The sequence below is a fragment of the Sabulicella rubraurantiaca genome, from assembly GCF_017355885.1.
Classification (GTDB): domain Bacteria; phylum Pseudomonadota; class Alphaproteobacteria; order Acetobacterales; family Acetobacteraceae; genus Roseococcus; species Roseococcus rubraurantiacus.
In genome coordinates this window covers 161,077-181,198 of the sequence record NZ_JAFEUU010000005.1, presented here as the reverse complement: position 1 = coordinate 181,198, position 20,122 = coordinate 161,077, and the positions used below count along the sequence as shown (strand labels likewise).

Annotated in this window: 16 protein-coding genes; 8 read left to right on the top strand and 8 right to left on the bottom strand. The window is 68.4% G+C overall.

Translation table 11 applies throughout. The features are described from left to right. The first annotated feature begins 53 nt into the window (after window positions 1–53). Both JTJ31_RS11160 and JTJ31_RS11155 read left to right on the top strand, forming a co-directional pair. On the top strand, window positions 54–770 hold the full coding sequence (locus tag JTJ31_RS11160; RefSeq protein ID WP_328805722.1) for an invasion associated locus B family protein: 717 nt from the start codon (window positions 54–56) through the stop codon (window positions 768–770). Between the two features lie 674 nt (window positions 771–1,444). After that, window positions 1,445–3,388 carry an AsmA family protein gene (locus JTJ31_RS11155; protein ID WP_328805720.1) on the top strand — a complete coding sequence of 648 codons (1,944 nt, stop codon included), beginning with the start codon at window positions 1,445–1,447 and terminating at the stop codon, window positions 3,386–3,388. Between the two features lie 102 nt (window positions 3,389–3,490). Here JTJ31_RS11155 and JTJ31_RS11150 read toward each other — a convergent pair whose 3' ends face one another. From JTJ31_RS11150 to JTJ31_RS11130, 5 genes are all read right to left on the bottom strand, one after another. After that, window positions 3,491–4,273 carry an ABC transporter permease gene (locus JTJ31_RS11150; protein WP_207538736.1) on the bottom strand — a complete coding sequence of 261 codons (783 nt, stop codon included), beginning with the start codon at window positions 4,271–4,273 and terminating at the stop codon, window positions 3,491–3,493. Beyond that, window positions 4,270–4,965 carry an ABC transporter ATP-binding protein gene (locus JTJ31_RS11145; RefSeq protein WP_328805719.1) on the bottom strand — a complete coding sequence of 232 codons (696 nt, stop codon included), beginning with the start codon at window positions 4,963–4,965 and terminating at the stop codon, window positions 4,270–4,272. The genes JTJ31_RS11150 and JTJ31_RS11145 overlap by 4 nt, the downstream gene beginning before the upstream one ends. Before the next feature lie 71 nt (window positions 4,966–5,036). Further along, on the bottom strand, window positions 5,037–6,023 hold the full coding sequence (locus tag JTJ31_RS11140; protein WP_207538735.1) for an ABC transporter substrate-binding protein: 987 nt from the start codon (window positions 6,021–6,023) through the stop codon (window positions 5,037–5,039). After that, window positions 6,020–7,741: a hydantoinase B/oxoprolinase family protein gene (locus tag JTJ31_RS11135; protein WP_207538734.1), complete on the bottom strand. Its 1,722-nt coding sequence runs from the start codon at window positions 7,739–7,741 to the stop codon at window positions 6,020–6,022. Before JTJ31_RS11135 ends, JTJ31_RS11140 begins: the two co-directional genes overlap by 4 nt. Continuing rightward, the gene (locus JTJ31_RS11130; protein ID WP_207538733.1) at window positions 7,734–9,812 is read right to left on the bottom strand and encodes a hydantoinase/oxoprolinase family protein; all 2,079 of its coding nucleotides are present in this window, start codon (window positions 9,810–9,812) and stop codon (window positions 7,734–7,736) included. The genes JTJ31_RS11135 and JTJ31_RS11130 overlap by 8 nt, the downstream gene beginning before the upstream one ends. 71 nt (window positions 9,813–9,883) lie before the next feature. On the opposite strand from JTJ31_RS11130, the gene JTJ31_RS11125 reads away from it, so the two are divergent. Further along, the gene (locus JTJ31_RS11125; protein ID WP_207538732.1) at window positions 9,884–10,525 is read left to right on the top strand and encodes a TetR family transcriptional regulator; all 642 of its coding nucleotides are present in this window, start codon (window positions 9,884–9,886) and stop codon (window positions 10,523–10,525) included. Window positions 10,526–10,559: 34 nt separating this feature from the next. On the opposite strand, the gene JTJ31_RS11120 is transcribed toward JTJ31_RS11125, so the two are convergent. Beyond that, on the bottom strand, window positions 10,560–11,519 hold the full coding sequence (locus JTJ31_RS11120; protein ID WP_207538731.1) for a Bug family tripartite tricarboxylate transporter substrate binding protein: 960 nt from the start codon (window positions 11,517–11,519) through the stop codon (window positions 10,560–10,562). A gap of 67 nt (window positions 11,520–11,586) precedes the next feature. Further along, window positions 11,587–12,747 (bottom strand): CaiB/BaiF CoA transferase family protein, encoded by a 1,161-nt coding sequence (locus tag JTJ31_RS11115; RefSeq protein ID WP_207538730.1) that lies wholly within the window; start codon window positions 12,745–12,747, stop codon window positions 11,587–11,589. 86 nt (window positions 12,748–12,833) lie between these two features. On the opposite strand from JTJ31_RS11115, the gene JTJ31_RS11110 reads away from it, so the two are divergent. Next, window positions 12,834–13,742, top strand: coding sequence for an SDR family oxidoreductase (locus tag JTJ31_RS11110; protein WP_207538729.1), 909 nt, complete (start codon window positions 12,834–12,836; stop codon window positions 13,740–13,742). A gap of 99 nt (window positions 13,743–13,841) precedes the next feature. Next, window positions 13,842–15,104 carry a hydantoinase/carbamoylase family amidase gene (locus JTJ31_RS11105; protein WP_207538728.1) on the top strand — a complete coding sequence of 421 codons (1,263 nt, stop codon included), beginning with the start codon at window positions 13,842–13,844 and terminating at the stop codon, window positions 15,102–15,104. 6 nt (window positions 15,105–15,110) lie between these two features. On the opposite strand, the gene JTJ31_RS11100 is transcribed toward JTJ31_RS11105, so the two are convergent. Further along, window positions 15,111–15,851 (bottom strand): GntR family transcriptional regulator, encoded by a 741-nt coding sequence (locus tag JTJ31_RS11100; RefSeq protein ID WP_207538727.1) that lies wholly within the window; start codon window positions 15,849–15,851, stop codon window positions 15,111–15,113. Between the two features lie 157 nt (window positions 15,852–16,008). On the opposite strand from JTJ31_RS11100, the gene JTJ31_RS11095 reads away from it, so the two are divergent. The 3 genes from JTJ31_RS11095 to JTJ31_RS11085 are packed head-to-tail and all read left to right on the top strand — an operon-like array spanning window position 16,009 to window position 20,008. Then, on the top strand, window positions 16,009–17,322 hold the full coding sequence (locus JTJ31_RS11095) for an aspartate aminotransferase family protein (RefSeq protein WP_207538726.1): 1,314 nt from the start codon (window positions 16,009–16,011) through the stop codon (window positions 17,320–17,322). A 29-nt stretch (window positions 17,323–17,351) separates the two neighbouring features. Next, entirely contained in the window at window positions 17,352–18,941 is a 1,590-nt protein-coding gene (locus tag JTJ31_RS11090; RefSeq protein ID WP_207538725.1) for an ABC transporter substrate-binding protein, read from the top strand. A gap of 26 nt (window positions 18,942–18,967) precedes the next feature. Beyond that, a complete protein-coding gene (locus tag JTJ31_RS11085) occupies window positions 18,968–20,008 on the top strand; it encodes a phosphotriesterase family protein (protein ID WP_207538724.1) in 1,041 nt (346 codons plus the stop codon). The last annotated feature ends 114 nt before the right edge of the window (window positions 20,009–20,122 follow it).

Here is a 20,122-nt window from a genome sequence, read left to right as displayed (position 1 = left end):
CGGAACAACAAGAGCTTGACGTGCGCTTCCGTCCCTGGCGCGCTGTCGCCAGGATGCCGCAGGCTTCCGTGCCGATGCTGGGATTCGTTCCGCTTCGGAGGCGGCCGTCGTTCGGCTCGGAACAGGAAGGATCTGCGTTGGTGCTCCGCGCCATTCTCGCCGCCGTTGCGGTTATCTGCGTGCCAGCTCTCGTTGCGGCGCAGTCGCCATCCTCGCGCCCGGCCGCACCGCCTGCGGCGGCAACGGCCCCACAGCCCCCGCCTGCCGCTCCTGGGACCAATGGCGCAGCCTCGGCGTCCGAAGCCCCTGCCCCTTCAACTGAGGCGGGCGGCGCAGCCCGTCCTTGGGTCGTCGCCTGCACCGACCCAAGGCCAGATCAGCAGCGCGAGTGTCGCCTCACGGCGGCGGCATTCGCGCAGCCGCAAAACCAGCCCATCCTGACCGTCATTCTCTTCCGGCAGCCTGAAACACGCTCGCTTGCGCTCGCCTTTCAGGCGCCGCACGGCGTGGCATTGCCGGCTGGTATCACGTGGCAGATCGACACGGGCGAGACCCAGCGCCTCACCTTCCAGACATCCGATGCACAAGGCGTCTATGCCGGCGTGCCGGTGGCTGACGACCTGCTTGCAACCTTGCGGCGCAGTTCGGTTCTGCGCGTGGGTTTCATCCTGGCGGGGCGGCGCGAGACGGTCACCGTCTCGGTTCCGCTCGCCTCCTTCGCCGAAGCCTCGGCGGAATTCCTGTCTGCCGAGCGGCAACGCACACCGTAAAACAAGGGATTGTCGCCGCGGGGGCTGAAAGCGCGGAATCAGATGAAACGATTCCCGGCGCTATTCCACGCAGTCAAACAGAGGATCCAGCATGCGGCCGTCGTTGTTTCGCATCCTCGTAGCGATCGGGGTCTTGCTTACCTTGGGTTCAGCCTTGGATGCAGCAGGACAGGCGCTGAACGATCGGCCGCTTGGCACTAAAGGCTCGACGGAACCCGCGCCCCGCAAGATGCCCCGCGCGGGCACCGAGCAAATGCAGCCGGGACCGGCCGCGCCGAGCCCCGCGCAGCCACAGGCGCGCCAAACCTGCGCGCCGCCGCTTCGCCAGGGCTGCGAGGCCCAGCAGGCCTCATGCCGAATGGTGTGCCCGCCAACCTGGAGCACGAATCCCGGGGCGCCAGCCTTCACGCCCAACGACCGGGCCGGCTGCACGCAACAATGCCTGACCCGATACTTCGCCTGCCTGAATCTCTACGGCTGCAGCAGGTAATCCAGTCGCGATTGGACGCGCTGCGCGGGCCGAATCACATCGTTGCGTTATCGCGATAAAATGCCCCGACCGTTGGAAGGAAGGCAACCCTGGGTGGGCGCTGCTCATTCCCGTCAGTGTAAGGCTCGCGGCGCACGGAAAGGATTTTCTGCGCCGCTCAAGAAGAGCATGTCAGGAGGATGAGGTGACTCGCCTGCATCTGCCGCGTTGGCTGCGCTGGACGGCTCCACCCGTCATCCTCGTGCTGCTGCTCGTCGCCTTCTGGTCCTGGGACTGGTTCGTGCCGCTGGCAGAGCGCCAAGCTTCGGCAGCCCTCGGCCGCCCTGTCACCATCGCCCACCTGCATGTACGGCTCGGTCGGACGATCGTGGTGACAGCGGAAGACGTGCGCATCGCGAACCCACCCGGCTTCCCCACGGAAGTGCCTTTCGCGAAGGCCGATCGCCTGGTGGCGCATGTCGACCTCGCGGCCTCGTGGCGCCAGGGCACCCTTGTCCTTCCCGAGCTCGCGCTCCAGAAGCCGGTGGTCGAGGCCATCGCCCGGGATGACCGCACCAACAACTATACCTTCACCCGCTCCGCATCCGACGCCGGCGGGTCATCCCCACTGCGCCTGGGCATCTTGCGCATTGTGGATGGCGCCGCGCACGTTGTCCTGCCCCATCTCCAGGCCGATCTGCAGCTTGCGGTGAATACCCGCGACGAGGCGAGTCCAGCGCCTCGGATCGCGGCCGAGATCTCTGGTACCTACGCGAACTTGCCGATCACCGGCCAAGCGCTCGGCGGCGCCATCATGGCGCTTCAGGAGGACCGGCCCTGGCCGATCACCTTGCAGCTCGCGAACGGACCTACCCAGCTTTCGCTGGAAGGCACGTTGCGGGACCCGCTGGCGTTGGCAGGGGCCGATCTACGGCTGAACCTCCAGGGGCCCGACATGGCGCTGCTGGAAAAGCTGACCGGCGTCCCGACCCCGCCGACCACCAATTATGAGGTGACTGGCCGGCTCGACTACGCGGAAGGGCGGTTTCGCTTCACCGAGATTGTCGGCCGCGTCGGACAATCCGACATCAGCGGCCATATTACGGTCGGCCAGGCTGGCGAGCGCACGGATGTCGAGGGCGCGCTGCATTCACGGCGCGTGGACCTCGCCGACCTCGGCGGCCTCATCGGCGAGGAGCCCGGTCGCCGCTCGACGCCCGGCCAATCCCCTGAGCAGCGTCGCGCACAGGAACGCAACCAGGCCCAACCCCGTGTCCTCCCGGACGAGCCCTTCAACCTGCCGAAGCTGCAATCGAACGACGTCCAGATCAGCTACCGCGCTGACAGCATCATCGGCCGCAACATCCCCTTCGACTCCATGCGGGCCGAGTTGGAAGTGAAAGAAGGGGTTGTGCATCTGCGGCCGATCGCTCTCGGCGTCGGCCGCGGCCAGATCTCCGGGAACGTCATCCTGACGCCGGTCGAGGGGGACCGTATGCGGGCGCAGGCCGACTTGCGGTTCGAACGTCTCGACCTGTCCCGCCTGATGCAGGCGACGCGCACCTTCGAGGGTGCCGGAACCATGAGCGGGCGGGCGCGGATCGAAGGCGTGGGAAATTCCTTCGCCAGCATACTGGGCTCCGGCAACGGCTCACTGACCCTAGGCATGTCGGGAGGCAATCTGTCCGCGTTGCTCGTCGATCTGTCGGGGCTGAGGCTGGCAAACGCGCTCGTCTCCGCCCTTGGCATGCCCGAGCGCACGCCGGTGCAGTGCTTTGTCGGCGACCTCGCATTGCAGCGGGGCGTCTTCAACCTGCGGACCGTCCTGCTGGATACGGAGGATGTCCTGATCTCCGCGACCGGAAGCGTGAACCTGGCCCGGGAGCGCCTCGAGGTGCGGCTGCGCAGCGACTCGAAAAGCTTCACCATCGGTGCCCTGCCCACATCGCTCCTCATCACGGGCACTTTCCGCAATCCGTCGGTTGGGCCTGAGCTTGGCGAGCTGGCGGCGCGTGGTGGTGCCGCTGCGGCGTTGGGAGCACTGCTCGCCCCGGTGGCGGGGCTTCTCCCGACCATCCAGTTCGGCATTGGTGAGGACAACCGCTGCGAGGCCATGGTCCGGCGAAGTGCGCGCCCGGCTGCGCGCTGAAGTTGACTGGCGGGGCAGAAGGTGCACGTCCATGATCAGCGGCCCAAGTACGCTGCTGGGCCGAAGCGCCCAGCCGCAGCCTTCAACCAGTCAGGCACCGCCTCAATGCGGTCCGGAACGCTGCGAGACGTGCCAGGGCAGCAGCATCCGCTCCAGCGCCTCCACCGCGTAGAAGAGTAGCGTGCCCATCACACCCAGTACGGCGAGTGCGGCGAAGACGCGAACCGTGTCGAACTGGCCCTGCGCCACCAGGATCGCATGACCAAGCCCGGCCGAGCCGCCGACGAACTCGCCTACGATGGCCCCCACCAGCGCGAAGGAGATAGCGACCTTCATCCCTACGAAAAGCGCCGGCAGGGCGTTGGGGAAGCGGATCTTCCACATGATGCGCCAAGGGGAGGCGCGGTGCACCCGCGCCAGGGCGATCGCATCCGGGTCTACCGATCGCAGCCCCAGCACCATGTCCGCGACGATGGAGAAGATGGCGAGCATCACCGCGATGGCGATCTTCGGTTCGGCGCCTGTCCCCATCCAGATCACGAAGAGTGGCGCCAGCGCCACCTTGGGCAGCGAGTTCATCACCACGAGCAAGGTGGTGATCAGCCGGTCCGCGAGGCGCGACGACACCACCAGCACCGCGAGCACCACCCCGAGCACCACGGAAAGCCCAAACCCCGCCACTGTGGTCCAGAGCGTGTAGAGCGCGTGGCGGCCATAATAGCCCGGCGCCTCGAAGAACTCGGCCACGATCGCGGATGGCGCGGGCAGGAGCAACGGCGACGGGGCGAAGACGCGGACCGCCGCCTCCCAGCTCAGCAGCAGGAGGAGGAGGACGCCGGCCGTACCCAAAGCCCCGCCCGCCGTCCGCGGCGCGCCTGCGCTCATGCCTTCTGTACCCCGAGCCCGGCGAAGATGGCGCGCAGCCGCGCCACCTCCCGTCCAAACTCCGGCGCCTCGCGCAGCGACAGCGGCCGCGGCCGGGGGAGCGCGATGTCCACGACCTCCACCACGCGCCCCGGACCCGCCGACATCACCGCCACGCGGTCGCTCAGGAACACCGCCTCAGGGATGGAATGTGTGACGAAGACCACCGTGCGCTTGCCCTCCTGCTGGATGCGCGACAGCTCGCCATTCAGGTCGTCGCGGGTCATCGCGTCCAGCGCACCGAAGGGCTCGTCCATCAGGATCACCTCCGGCTCACACAGCAGGGCCCGGCAGATCCCCGCCCGCTGCCGCATGCCGCCGGACAATTCCCAAGGGTAGCGATGGGCAAAGGCGGCGAGGCCAAAGCGCTCCAGCAAGCCCATGGCGCGCGGCTGCATCGCGCGGCGCGGCCGTCCCTCGAATTCGGCGGCGAGCAGCACATTGTCCAACACGCTGCGCCAGTCCAGCAGCACGTCGCGCTGGAACACCATGCCAAAGCCCGGAGGCGGCGCAAGCACCGGCGCGCCGTGCAAGAGCACCTGACCCTCGGTCAGCGGGTCGAGCCCCGCCATGGCACGCAGCAGCGTGCTCTTGCCGCAACCCGACGGGCCGAGGAGCGACAGGAACTCCCCATCGCGCACCTCGAGCGACACATCGGCCAGTGCGGTGACGGCGCCGGCATAGGTCTTGCCGCCCTTCTCGACGGCGATGAGCGCGGCGGTGCTCAGCCCACGACCTCGTTGGTGAAGTAGTTCGTCGCGTTCCAGCCAGGCTTGATGGCGCCGGCGGCCTCCAGGGACCGCAGCGCCGCGACCCAGTCTTCCTCCGCCTGCCAGCCGATCGGCCGGCCGCGGGCCGCGGGGGTGTCGAAGAACTCCAGCGTCAGGCGGATCTGCTCCCGCGTCACCGTGCGGTCGAGCCGCGCATCGGGGCGGTTCCGGAGCATCGCCTCCACCCCGTCATCGGGGTTGGTGCGCAGATGCGTCCAGGCGCGCTGCTGCGTCTCGACCAGCTTGCGCAGCGCCGGGCCACGCGCGCGGATCGTCGCCTCCGTCGCCATCAGCCCATAGGAGGGGAAGGAGATCCCGGCATCCTCGGCCAGCAAGGCGCGGGAGGGACGCGGGCGCTCCGCCACGGGAATGGCGGAGGACACCGTGGACATCAGCCCGTCGGCTCGCTTCGCCGTGTAAGTGCCCCAGAGCGCGGCGGGATCGACGAACATGACGTTCACCGAGGAGCGGTCCAGTCCGTCGGAGCGCAGATAGGCGTCGATGAAGGGCGCCCAGGGGCTGGCGGCGAAGACCACCAGCGAGCGGCCGCGCAGATCCGCCGCGCGCTGGATTGGACTGTCGCGATCCACCAGCACGCACAGATCGGTGCGGCGGGAGAAGCCGGCGAAGCCACGCACCGTCGCCCCCTGCTCGCGCGCCTGCCCCAGCAGCCCAAGCTGGATCTGCCCGACATCCACCTGCCCGGCATTTACCAGCTGCAGCGTGTTGCCGGAGCCGCGGCCATCCTGGATGTCCACCGTCAGCCCGGCCTCGCGGAACCAACCCCGCGCATCGGCCAGGTGGATGGCAGCCTGCACGCCCCAGGGCGAAAAGTCGAGGCGCAGCGACAGGCGCTCGCCCTGCGCCCGGGCGAGGCCCGGCAGGGCCAAGGCACCTGTGGCGGCCAGCGCGGCGCGGCGGTTGATCGTGGTCATGCTCATGCCCTCTCCCCTTCACGCAGCCGCGCGGTCTCCGCACGGTTCAGGATGCCTGTCCGCCTGTCCACCGCCACGGCGTAATCCCGCCGTGCGGCTTCCGCGCTCACCTTGCCGTTCCACACGTCGCGCGCCACCGCTTCGGGGTCGCGCGCACGCGGGTCGCCATGGCCGCCGCCCCCCGCCTGATGGTGGCGCAGAAGCTGGCCGCGGCGCATCGTCCCGGTGACCTTGCCGGGCACGGGCGCGCCGTCCAGCCAGTTGCCCGCACGCCCACCTTCCCGGCCGCCATCGAGCCCGTAGGGCCCGAAACGGACCCGGTCGGCGCGAAGCTGCATCACAGCTTCCTCGGCCAGCAGGCGGTAGGAGCGGGCAAGGCCCATGCCGCCGCGGAAGCGGCCAGGCCCGCCGCTGTCAGTCACCAGCGCGTATTCCTCCACACGCACGGGGTGCTGGCGCTCCAGCACTTCCACCGGCGTGTTGGATAGGTTCTGAGAGGGGTTGGTGATCGCCTCCACCCCGTCCTTGTCCGGACGCCCGCCCCAGCAGCCGCTGATCATGTCCACGATGATGAAGGGACGGTTATCCGGGTGCCTCCCACCCAACACGACCACCGTGTTGCCCCCCTCCCCGGCCGCCGGGATCACCTCGGGCACGATCTGCGCCAGCGCACCGAACATCGTGTCCATCACGCGGTAGCCGGTGAGGGCACGGGCAGCGACGGGCGCCGGCGAGATGGGGTTCAGCACGCTCCCCTCTGGCGCCGTCACCTCGACGCAGCGGAAGACGCCGGCATTGTTCGGGATGTCGCCGCGCAGAGCGCAGCGCACGGAGAGGAAGCTGTTGCTCTTGGTGAAGGAAAGGGTGGAGTTGATCGCCGCGCGCACCTGCGGCGAGGATCCATCCCAGTCCACGCGCAGCGTTCCGTCCTCGCGCACCGTGACCGCGACGGAAAGCCGCACCGCATCGTCGGAGAGACCGTCGCTGTCGATGTGGTCGGTGAAGCGATAGGTTCCACGCGGCCAGGTCTTGATCTCGGCGCGCGTCATGCGTTCGGCGTAGTCCAGCAGGGCCGCGAAATGGCCGCGAAGCCCGCCTGCACCGTAGCGGCGGACCAGCGACGCGATCTCCCGCGCGCCGACGCCGCAGGCCGCGTATTGCGCGCGCAGATCGCCCAGCACGCGGTCGGGCACGCGCACGTTCAGACCGATCAGCGCTTCCAGCGTCTCGTCCATTTCCCCGGCGCGGTAGAGGCGCAGCGGCGGGATGCGGAGCCCCTCCTGGAAGATCTCTGTGCTGTCGGCGGCGTTGGAGCCGGGCACGCGCCCGCCCACGTCGGTGTGATGGCAGATCACCACCACCCAGGCCAGGACCTCCTCCTCCGCGAAGACCGGAAAGAACATGAAGATGTCCGGCAGGTGCATGCCGCCCGAATAGGGGTCGTTCATGATCACAGCATCGCCGGGCTGCAGCCTCCCGCCCCAGCGCGCCTGCACCGCCGCCATTGCCTCCGGAATCGCGCCGAGATGCTGCGCGATGGTCTTGGCCTGCGCCACCATCTCGCCCTTCGCGTCGCAGATGGCGGCGCTGTAGTCCATCACGTCCTTCACGATCTCCGACCGCGCGGTGCGGATGACGGTGTAGGCGATCTCGTCCACGATGCTGTCCATCGCGTTCTTCACCACCGCGAAGGTGATGGGGTCGGGGGTGGGCGCCTCAGGCATCAATGGGATCCAGTTCGATCAGCACGCAACCGGCGCCGCCGGGGCGGGCGGTGCAGCCAGGGGGGATTACGACGGTGGTGTCGTAGCTTTCGAGGATGGCGGGCCCTTCCACCGCCCCCTCGTCCAGCGCCGCGCGCGGCAGCAGTCGCGTCGGCACGGGCGGGGCGCCGCGCGTGAAGTGGACAGGGCGCGTGCCGTGCTCGCCGGCCAGGGCCTGGGCATCCAGGGAGAGGGCGCCGAAATCCAGTCGCGTCGTGCCACGCCCAATGGCGGAAAGCCGGAGATTCACCAGCTCCACCGCCTCCTCCTCGGCCGCATAGCCGAAGGTTTCGCGGTAGAGCCGCTCGAAGGCGGCACGAAGCGCGGCCTCGCCCTCCTCCAGTGGCACGGTCAGCCCGCCGGACTGGCCCAGGTAGCGAAGATCGGCCGCGAAGCGCAGCTCCACCCCCTCCCCCGCATAGCCCTCGGCGTGGAGCGCGACGCGGCCCGCCGTCGCCAGGCGGCTGCTTGCCTCCTCAAGCGCGGGCCAGGCACCATCCAATGGGCGGAGAAGCGGCTCGACGAACTCATGCGCCGCCTCTGCGGCCAGCATCCCTGCGGCGGAGAACACGCCGGCCGCGGGCGCGACCAGCACGCGCCGGATGCCGAGCAGCCGCGCCACCTCCACCGCATGCAGCGGCCCACCGCCGCCGATGGCGAGAAGCGCGAGGTCGCGCGGGTCCTTGCCGCGCTCCACCGTCACGGCGCGGATGGCGCGGGCCATGTTCACGTTCGCGACCTGGCGGATGCCTTGCGCCGCCTCCTCCGCCGAAAGTCCGAGCGGCGCGGCGACGTGCTGCATCACGGCGCGTCGCGACAACTCCGCATCCACCGGCAGCGAACCGCCGGCAAGCGCGCGCGGATTGAGGAAGCCCAACACCATATTGGCATCGGTCACGGTGGGCCGCTTATTGCCCCGTCCGTAGCAGGCAGGGCCGGGATCACCGCCCGCGCTCTCCGGTCCCACGACCAGCAGCCCGCCCGCATCCACCCGCGCGATGGATCCGCCACCCGAGCCGACCTCGGCAATATCCACCGCGGGGACCTTCAGCATGTAGCCGGCGCCCTTGGTGAAGCGCGACGGCGTGGAGATACCGTCACGGAATTCATACTCGGTGACGAGGGACGGCAGCCCGCCCTCCACGATGGCGGCCTTGGCCGTGGTGCCACCCATGTCGAAGACGATCAGATCGGCGGCGCCTAGTGGCGGTCCGAGCCGCGCAGCACCCGCGACCCCGCCAGCCGGACCGGATCCGACGGCGAAGACCGGACGGTCTCGCGCCGCCTCGAGCCCTACCATTCCGCCATTGGACGCCATCACCTGCACCGGGGCGGAAAGCCCCAGCTCGCGCAGCCGTGCCTCCAGCCGCGACAGGTAGCCGCGCATGGCGGGTAGGATGTAGGCGTTCACCACGGCCGTGGAAGTACGTTCGTATTCCTTGATCTCGGGCAGGACTTCGCAGGAGGCGGTGACGAGCAGGCTGGGCGCCGCCTCGCGCAGCAGGGCGGCCGCGCGGCGCTCATGCGCGGCATTGCTGTAGGAATTGATGAAGCAGATCGCGACCGCTTCCACGCCTTCCTCCAGGAAGAAGGCCGCCGCCTCACGCACGTCGTCCTCATCCAGGGGCTGCACCACCGCGCCGTCGGCGCCGATGCGTTCCGACACTTCCAGGCGCCAGCGTCGCGGCACCAGGGGCTCGGGCTTGCTCCATGACAGGTCGAACATGCCGGGGGTGCGGATGCGCCCGATCTCCAGCACGTCCCGGAAGCCGCGGGTGGTGAGGAGCCCGGTGCGTGCGCCGACCTTCTGCAGGATGGTATTGGAGGCGACAGTGGTGCCGTGCACGACCTCCTCCACCGCCGCGCCGTCCAGCCCCGCCTCTTGCAGCAGCGTGGCGATGCCCGCCACGACGCCCTCGCCCGGGTCGTGGGGCGTCGTGGTGGTCTTGTTCACCAGGATCCGACCGCCCGGCAGGGACAGCACGACATCGGTGAAGGTGCCCCCCACGTCGACGCCAATCCTCGCCCGCATCGCTTACCTCGTCTTCAGGGAGCGGTCTTGATTGACCGGTCAGTCAATTTGTGGGCAGCGTGTCGGAAGCCATGAGCGAACGTCAACCGGAATCTTCCCCGGGCACCACGGCACGTGCTGCCATTCTGCGCGCCGCGCTTGCTGAATTTACCGCGAAGGGCCTCGCCGGCGCCCGCATGGCCGCGATCGCCGAGGCCGCAGGCGTGGCGAAGGGCCTCGTCTTTCATCATTTCCGCTCAAAGGAAGGGCTCTGGGCAGCAGCACTGGAGCACGTGTACCGGCTGCTGCGCTCCGGACAGGATGAGGTGGCGCTCATGGCTCTTGGGCCGGTCGAGGGGATGCGACGACTGACCACGGAAACCTTCCGCCTGTTCCGCGAGCACCCCGAAATCACCGCCCTGATGAACGAGGAGAACCTCCATCGCGGCCGCCACCTGCGCGAGGCGACCGGGGTGCCCATGCTGTATTCGCCCCTCTTCGCGGCAATGGAGCGGCTGCTGGAGGAAGGGAGGCAGCAAGGCCTGTTCCGCGAAGAGGTGGATGTGCGCGCCCTCTACGTCGCGCTGTCAGGACTGGGCTACTTCCCCTGCGCCAATCGGTGGACCCTTTCAGCCGCCTTCGCGGGTGACCTGTTCCAGCCGGAACGGCTTGCGGCCTATGAGACGCTGGCTGGCGAAATGGTGGTGTCCTTCCTGCTGCGCCGCGACAATTAGCCCCTGCCGAGGTGCAGGCTCTCGTCCGGATGCATCACTCCACAGGCAGTCCGACCTCGCGGATCACGCGCCCATAGACCTCGTGCTGCTCACGCATCAGCCGGGCGAAGTCACCCGAAGGGGACGGGCTCATGGTGAAGCCCAGCTCCGCCGCGCGGGCCCGGAGCGGCGGGTGATCCATGGCCGAAACCAGCGCGTCGCTCAGCGCCTTCACCGTCGCTTCCGGCAACCCAGCCGGGCCGACGAAGCCCGCCCAGGGGACGATGCCCAGATCACGGATACCGACCTCGGTGAAGGTCGGCACATCGGGCAGGATCGGGATGCGTTGGGGCAGCATGACCGCCAGCGCACGGATCGCGCCCTCCCGCGCATGCGGCACGCCGATGCTGGTCGCCACCATCGCCTGCACGCGATCTTGCATCAAATCCGTCATCGCAGGCGGCTCGCCGCGATAATTGACGCGCTCCAGCCGAAGGCCGAACTGACGCTGGATCTCCGCCATGGCGAGGAGGTTCGTGTTGTTGCCGGTGGCGAAGTTGAGGGCGCCTGGTCGCGCACGCGCCGCCTCGACGAAGCCCTGGACGTTGTCCGGCATGCCGCGGCTGACGAAGAGGAAGAAATTGTACCGGCCGATCTCTGCCAGCGGCGTGAAGTCCCGCAGCGGGTCATAGGGCGGATCGCGCCGGATGAAGGGCAGGATCGAGAGGTTGCCCGAGGTCGCGAACAGGATGCGGCAGCCATCGGGCGGGGCGCGCCGGACATCCACGGCAGCCAGCTGGCCTTCCGCACCCGGCTTGTTGTCGATGACGACGGGCCGCCCGAGCGTCTGCGCCGCGCGCTCACCCACGAGGCGGGCGATCGCATCGGTATTGGAGCCCGCGGGAAAGGGAGCAACGACGGTCAAGGAACTGCACTGCTGCTGGGCCACGGAGGGAGTCGCGAAAACGAGGGCGGACAGGGCTGCGGCCAGCGCCCAGGCGGCGGAGTTCCTCATCGTTGTTTCCTCCTGCGGCCTTGATGTGGCCAGCTGCGGAAACCCTAGGTTCTGCCTCGCGACGGCGTCAACCGGCGCCAGTTCGTGCCGGGGGCAGGCCGTGCTCGCGCAACACCTCCTCCGTCTGCTCACCCAGCGTTGGGGGAGGCCGGCGCGGATGGCTCTCCCGCTCGCCGTCCAACCAGATGGGAAGGTGGATCGCGGTCAGGCGCCCCTGCTCCGGATGCTCCATCTCGAAGAACGAACCGAGATGCCGCACCTGTGGGTCCTCTGGCGCCTCTGCAACGGTGTAGACGGGCGCGAAGGGAACATCGTGCCGTGCGAAGCGCTCCACCCAATATGCGCGTGGATGTCGCGCGAAGACCGGCGCCACGAGGGTGCGCAATGCCTCGTAGTTCTCGATGCGGTCGGCACGCGTGCGGAAGCGCGCATCCTCGGCGAGGTCGGTCCGGCCCGCCACCTCCAGGAAGGCCATCCAGAACTTCTGGTGCAACGACAGATGAACCGCGATCATGGCCCCGTCGGAACAGGCGAAGACGTAGGATTGCGAGGTGCGCGCGCGCAGATAGGGGTCGGAGACGATGCCCATCTGCGTCAGGTAGCCATAGGCATCGGGGGCGAAGGACAGGGCGCATTCGAGCATGTTCACCTCGACACGCCGGGCACGGCCGGTCCGCTCGCGCTCCATCAGCGCCGCGAGGATTCCGAAGGCGGCGTATTGCCCAGTCGCGTTGTCGGCGATGGTCGGTCCCGCGATCCGCGGTGCCTCGGGGTCCACCTGTAGGCTCGTGAGGCCGCTGAGCGCCTGGGCGACGGCGTCATAGGCGGGGCGCCCCACGTAGGGGCCGCCCGAGCCGAAGCCCGTGACGGAACAATGGACGATGCGTGGGTTTATCGCCTTGATCCTCGCCTCTTCGAACCCCAGGCGCGCGAGGACGCCGGGACGGAAATTCTCGAGCAGGACATCCGCCCCGCCGAGAAGGACTTCCAGCGCGGCCTTGCCTTCGGGGGAACGCAGGTCGAGCACGACGCTGCGCTTGTTGCGGTTGTACGCACAGAAATGTGGGCTGTACTGACCTCCACGGAAGTTGCGATACGGATCGCCACCCTCGGGGTTCTCGACCTTGATGACGTCGGCGCCCATGTCGGCCAGCATCACGCCGGCGAGGGGCGCGGTGATCATCGTGGACAGTTCGACCACGCGGATGCCTGACAACGGGCCGGTCATGCCTGGCCTCCTCCCTTGCTTCGCTCGTGAGGGTTAGCATCCTCCCTTGGCGGCGCTGCAGGCAAGCCGCGCACAGGAGGAAGCACATGTTCGAGGCAGGGCTGTTCGGGGGTCACCGCATCCTGGTGACGGGCGGAGGAACGGGGCTGGGCAAGGCCATGGCCGCGCGCCTGCTGGAGCTTGGCGCAGAGATCGTCATCTGCGGACGCCGCGGCGGGGTGCTGGAGGAGGCGGCGGCCGAACTCATGGAGCGCCATGGTGGGACGGTGACCTCCCACGTGGTGGATTTGCGTGACGCAGGTGCAGTGGATGCAATGGTCGGCGAGATCTGGGCCACGCGCGGTCCGCTCACCGGCCTCATCAACAACGCCGCCGGCAACTTCATCAGCCGCACGAAGGATCTCTCGCCCCGCGGCTTCGACGCGATCGCGAACATTGTCCTCCACGGAACATTCTACGTGACGCACGCAGTGGGCAAGCGATGGATCGAAGGCGGCCACAAGGGCAGCGTCGTGTCCATCGTCACCACCTGGGTCACGACCGGTTCTCCCTTCGTGGTGCCCTCAGCCATGTCGAAGGCGGGGGTGGACGTGATGACCAAGTCCCTCGCCGTGGAGTGGGGGTGCCACGGCATCCGGCTGAATGCTGTGGCGCCGGGGATCTTTCCGACGGAGGGCGCCACGGCGCGGCTGCGCCCCTCCAGCAATGCGCATGAGGGCGAGCGCGCCGACAACCCCATGCGGCGCCTCGGCGAGATGCCCGAACTGACCAACCTGATCGCCTTCCTGATGGCCGATGGGTGCGAATGGCTAACTGGGCAGACCATTGCCATTGATGGCGGACACGCGCTGGCCAGCGGTGCGTACTTCACGCGCTATCTGGACTGGAGCGACGCACAATGGGCCGAGGCGGGCGAGCGCATCCGTGCCCAGACCCAGCGCGACAAGGCGGAGCGCACCGCGCCATCTCCTTCCCCGCACCGAGGGCGCGGGTGAGCCTCGTGCTTATCACTATGCGATTCAGCACCCCGCCTTGCCTGTCTGGCGGAGCGCAGCGAAGCTGACGCAGCGTTGCCGCACCGGGAGGCCAGCTGAATGAGCTTCGATCGGACACTGGAGGACATCGCGGCCCAGGCATGGGCCGTGATGGAGGAAATCGGCCGCCTGACAGGCACGAAGGAGGAGGGGATCACCCGCCCCTGCTACGGCGAGGGCGAGCAGATCGCCGCCGAGAAGGTGACCGACTTCGCCAGGAGCCTCGGCCTCGAACTGGAGCCTGATCGGTTCGGAAATCTGCACGGTGTCGTGCCCGGCGCCGATCCATCGGCCAAGGCGATCATGACCGGCTCGCACCTGGATTCGGTCCCGGGTGGCGGCAATTACGACGGTCTGGCGGGCGTCATGGCCAGCCTCGCCACGGCCGCGGCGGCGCTGCGCGACGGCGGAAATCGGCGCAGCATCCGGGCCGTGGCCATGCGTGGCGAGGAGAGTCCCTGGTTCGGCACCGCCTATGTCGGCAGCCGCATGATGCTGGGACATTCCACCCTCGCCGATCTGGGCGGCCTGCCGCGCTTCGATACCGGCAGGCCACTCCAGGAGCATCTGGACGAGTTGAGCTATGCATCGGCCCCGGTCATGCCGATCTCACGCGAGACGGTGGCCGGGTTCTTCGAGCTGCACATCGAGCAGGGGCCGCTGCTCACCGCCAAAAACCTGCCGGTCGGTGTGGCGACGGATATCCGTGGCAACACTCGCTATCCCGAGGCGCGCTGCCTCGGCGAGTACGGTCATTCCGCCGCGCTGCCGCGCGCCTATCGCCACGACGCGGTGCTGGCCGTGGCGGAGTTGGCACTGGAGTTCGAACGCTTCTGGGAGGAGGCGGAGAGGCACGACCCATCCTGCGTCTTCACGATGGGCAAGTTCGGAACCGACCCGTCCACCCATGCCATGACCAAGGTCCCAGGCGAGGTCCGCTTCAGCTTCAATGTCGGATCGATCCGCGAGGAGGTGATCGCACAGGCGGACGCCCTGCTGTCGCGGCTCCTGGACAGCATCACCCAGCGCCGCGGCGTGCGGTTCGAAATGGGACCGCGCTTCGGGTCTTTGCCCTCGCGCCTCGATCCCGCGCTTATCGCGATGGTGGAAGAATCCGCGAAGGCAATCGGTCACGACGCCTTGCGCCTCGCGACGGTGGGTCACGACGCGGCGATGTTTCATCAGGCCGGCATCCCGGCCTCGGTGATGCTGGTCCGCAACGCGAATGGCAGTCACAATCCGCGCGAGAGCATGGCGGAGGCGGATTTCGTGCTCGGCGCCCGGGTCCTGGGCGGCGCCGTGATGCTCGCAGCGAGTGGCTAATCCACCCTAGCGTTGGCGGCCGGACTTTCCGATCCAGGCCAGCCTTTCGGCCGCCGTGTCGTCGCCCTCGAAGCGCACCGTCGCGAGAATGGCGCGTGTTGCGTCCTCGATCTCGGCGCGCAGCAGCTCCGCGGCTTCATCGCCTTTTCCGCCGCGCAGCGCCTCCAGCATCGCACCATGGCTGTGCCGGAGGCCTCCCGCCGCCGTCACCGTGATCCGCACCGAGCGGAACAACGGACCGCGCCGCAGCCAGAGGGTCTCAATCAGGCCGAGCAGCAGCGGCGCCTGCGCGGCGCGATAGATCCCGAACAGGAAATCGCGATCTGCCGCCTGCGCCGCAGCGGCATCGCCCGCCGCGCGCGCCGCGTCATGCGCGGCGACGAGAGGCGCGAGCGTGTTCCAGTGACCCTCGCCGAGATGCGGCGCGGCGAGACTCACCGCCAGGGGCTCCAGCCTCGCCCGGATCGCACTCAACTCGGTGAAGCCCGCCCGTGTGAGGCGAGGCACCACGGCGGTGCCTGATGGCAGCAGGTCCAGCGCCTGCTCCGCAGCGAGCCGCCGCAGGGCCGTGCGGACCGGCATGGCACTGACCGAAAATGCAGCGGCCACGGCGCGGATAGAGAGCCGGTCCCCCGGCAGTATGGCGCCGGTGACGAGGGCTTCCCTCAGGCGGCGATAGGCCATTTCCTCCAGCGGAAGGCCCTCCTCCCCCTCCTGCGAAGAAAAGCTGTTGGCAGCTTCGGGCATTGTGTGATCACATTTCTCACGCAGATGGGATTGCAGTCCAGCCTTAGACGGCATCCTATGGACGTCGGCCTGCCGTGGCCAAGCGGCAAGGGCGGTTGTGAACGAATGTCGGAGGTTCATCCATGCCCCTCTCCTTCGCCGCCAGGATCGCCAGCCGATGAGCGCCGCCGTCCAGCTTCGCAACAGCGATCTCGACTCTGCGCTGGCCGAGGCGCGCGAGGCCTATGTCGCCGCGCGCCCTACCAGTCGCGCCCTGCACGAGCGCGCCCGCCAGGTGATGCCGGGCGGCAACACGCGCACCGTGCTGATGTACACGCCCTTCCCAACAGCGATGGAATCGGGCGAGGGCTGCTCCCTGCGCGACATTGACGGGCGCGAGTATCTGGACCTTTGCGGCGAGTACACGGCCGGGCTGTTCGGCCACTCAGAACAGCGCATCCATGACGCCGTGCGCGCGGCTCTGGGGCGCGGCATCAACCTCGCCGCCGTCGGCAAGGCGGAAACGTCCCTCGCCGGCCTCGTCTGCGGCCGGTTCCCATCGGTCGAACTCGTCCGCTTCACGAATAGCGGCACCGAGGCGAATCTGATGGCGCTGACCGCCGCCCGCGCCTTCACCGGCCGCGACACGGTGATGGCGTTCCGCGGCGGCTATCATGGTGGCGTGCTGCTCTTCCCGCTCTCCGGCACCAACCCGGCCACCGTGCCCTTCCCCTTCCTGATGGCCGACTACAACGATGCCGAGGGCGCCGTCGCCCTGATCCGCGAGAACGCGGAGCGCCTTGCCGCAGTGATCGTGGAGCCCATGCTGGGTAGCGGTGGCTGCATTCCGGCGCGGGCCGATTTCCTCGCCGCGCTTCGGAAGGCGACCGCCGAGGCCGGAACCGTGCTGATCTTCGATGAGGTGATGACCTCACGCATGAGCGCGGGCGGGTTGCAGCAACGCCTGGGTGTCACGCCGGACATGACCACGCTCGGCAAGTACATAGCCGGCGGGATGTCCTTCGGCGCCTTCGGCGGACGCCCCGACATCATGTCGCTGTTCGATGGCCGCATCGCCCATGCGGGCACCTTCAACAACAACGTGCTGTCCATGGCGGCTGGCAACGTCGCCCTGGGCGAGATCTTTACCGCCGAAGCAGCAGATGCGCTCTTCGCCCGCGGCGAGGCGATGCGCACGAGGCTCAATGCCATCCTCGCCGCCGCAGGAACGGTGATGCACTTCACCGGCGTGGGCTCCATGGCGACGGTGCAGTTCCGTGCTGGGCCGATCGAACGGCCTGCCCCGCCCACGCCCGAGGAGGAGGCGCTGAGGGAGCTGTTCTTCCTCGACATGCTGGCCGGCGGCCTCTACCTCGCGCGGCGCGGCATGATCGCGCTCAGCCTGCCGGTGGGCGACGCTGAACTGGATCGCCTCGCTACGGCCGTCGCCGACTTTGCCGAGGCGCGCGCCGGCCTTCTGCCTCGCGCCTGACCGTCCCGATCAGCGGAGAAGCCTACCCGATGCATCGTCGCCGCTTCATCGCCACCTCCGCCGGCCTCGTGGCGGCGGGAAGCGCTCCTGCACGGGCACAGCGCCGCGACCGGCGCGTGCTGCGCTTCGTCCCGCAGGCTAACCTCACAGCGCTGGACCCGGTCTGGACCACGGCGGCCGTGACGTCGGTGCACGGCTATACCGTGTTCGACACGCTCTACGGCACCGATGATGCCGGGCGCATCCGGCCCCAGATGGCCGAGGGGCATAACGTCTCCGACGACGGCCTCACCTGGACCATCCGGCTGCGCGATGGGCTGTTTTGGCACGATGGCGAGAAGGTCCTCGCCCGGGACTGCATCGCGAGCCTGGAGCGCTGGAGCAAGCGCGACGTGTTCGGCCAGTCCCTCGCCGCCGTCGCCGCCGAGTGGGGCGTCGCGGATGACTGCACGCTCCGCATCCGCTTGCGCAGCCCCTTCCCGCTGCTGCTGTCGGCCATCGGCAAGACCGCCTCCAACATGCCTCTGATGATGCCGGAGCGGCTGGCACGCACGGACCCGTTTCGCCAAGTGCCCGAGATGGTCGGCTCCGGCCCCTATCGCTTCCTCCCGGACGAGTTCGTGGCGGGCAGCCGGGTTGGCTATGCGAAGTTCGATCGCTACGTGCCGCGTCAGGAGCCGCCCGAGAACACGGCTGGCGGCAAGGTGGCGCATTTCGAGCGAATCGAATGGCAGGTGATGCCGGACAGTGCCACGGCCGCCGCGGCACTGCAGGCCGGGGAGGTGGATTGGTGGGACCAGGTCAACCCCGACCTGACTCCCTTGCTTCGCCGCAACCGCAATGTGCGCGTCGGCGTGAACGACCCGACGGGATACATCGGCACGCTGCGCTTCAACCATCTCCACGCGCCCTTCGACAAGGCAGGCGTGCGCCGTGCCATCCTGTATGCCGCGAACCAGGATGACTACATGCGCGCGATCACCGGGAACGACCCGGAGATCTTCACCGAGTGCCATTCCATGTGGCCCTGCGGAACGGCCTATGGGCGCGAGACGAAGCCCGCCGAGCTGCGCGGCAGCCCGCCCGACCTCGCCCGCGCCAAGCAGATGCTGCATGACGGCGGGTATCGCGGCGAGAAGGTCGTCATCATCAACGCGAGCGACCTACCGAGCATGGCGCCCTTCGGCCTCGTCACCGCCGATCTGCTCCGCCGCCTCGACATGAATGTCGAGTTGGTCGAGACGGATTGGGGCTCCGTCGTGCAGCGGCGCACCAGCAAGGAACCGGTCGAGCGCGGCGGCTGGAGCATCTTCCACACCTGGTGGCCGAGCCCGTCCATCCTCAACCCCGCCACCAGCCCGATCCTTCGCGGTCAGGGCGATCGCGGCTGGTTCGGCTGGTACAGCAATCCCCGCGTCGAGGAACTCGCATCGCAGTGGCTGCTCGCCCCGGATGAGGCGTCGCAGGCGCAGCTGGCCGAGGAGATCCAGCAGGAATCCTTCCGCGAGGTCCCTGTCGTGCCGCTTGGCCGGTACTTCATCCGCACCGCCTATCGCGCCGGGCTGACCGGCTTCCTCAAGACCGCAGCGAGCTATCCCTGGAATGTGCGCTGGGCCTGAGGCCCTGCGAAGGAGAAAGGACCACGATGCGCCTGACGCGTGACGAGATGCGGGGAAAGGCCCAGACCGTGCTGGGCCTGGTGGACCCGGCCGAGCTTGGCCACACCCTGATGCATGAGCACCTGATCTGGAACATCACCCACCCGGCCAAGCGAGACCCCGGGATCAGTGGCGGTCCCAAACCGGGCCAGTATTGGGACCTCCTCAACGGCGACGTCGCCGATATCCGCAACACGACCCAGAAGGATCGCGCCGTCGCCGCCCGCGCCACGGCGGAGATGGTCGCGGCCGGCGGCAAGACGGTGGTGGAACTGACCATCGGCGGGCTGGAGCCTGACCCGGAGGGCCTTGCCCAGGTCGCACGCGAGACCGGCGCCCACATCGTCATGGGCTGCGGGCACTACGTCCATGATTACCAGGATCCTGCGAACCACGACCGCAGCGTGGACAGCTTCGCGAAGGAGATGATCGAGCAGGTGCAGCAGGGCGCTTGGGGGACCGACGTGCGCGCCGGGATCGTGGGCGAGATCGGCTGCCAGTGGCCCTGGACGGATCTGGAGAAGCGCGTCCTCGCCGGCGCCGTCATCGCCCAGCAGGAAACCGGCGCATCGCTGACCATACACCCCGCGCGGCACGAGGACCATCCGTGGATGCTGGTGGAGTTCCTGCGAGAACACGGCGCCGACATGTCGCGCACCATCATTGATCACATCGACCGCACCATCTTCGACGAAGACCGGTTGTTCCGCCTGGCCGATGCGGGCGTGATCCTGGAATGGGACCTGTTCGGCCAGGAAAACACCTACTACGCGCATTCCGACATCGACATGCCGAATGACGGGATGCGCCTGCGCGCCATCCGTCGCGCGATCGACCGGGGGCATCTCGATCAGATCGTCATCAGCCACGACATCTGCCACACGATCCAGTTCAGCGAGTGGGGCGGGCATGGCTACGCCCACATCCAGAAGAAGGTCCTGCCGCACATGCGCAAGCGCGGATGGAGCGAGGCGGAGATCGAAGCGATCATGGTCACCAATCCGCGTCGTCTCCTGACCTTCATCTGAAGGCACGTTCTGGCGCTGTATCCGTGGGGATCCATCGTTCAGCATTCACATTTGATGGACGAAGGAGATCCGAGGGGGTTAGCCTGTTCCGTAACCAGAACAAGAGCGGAGGAG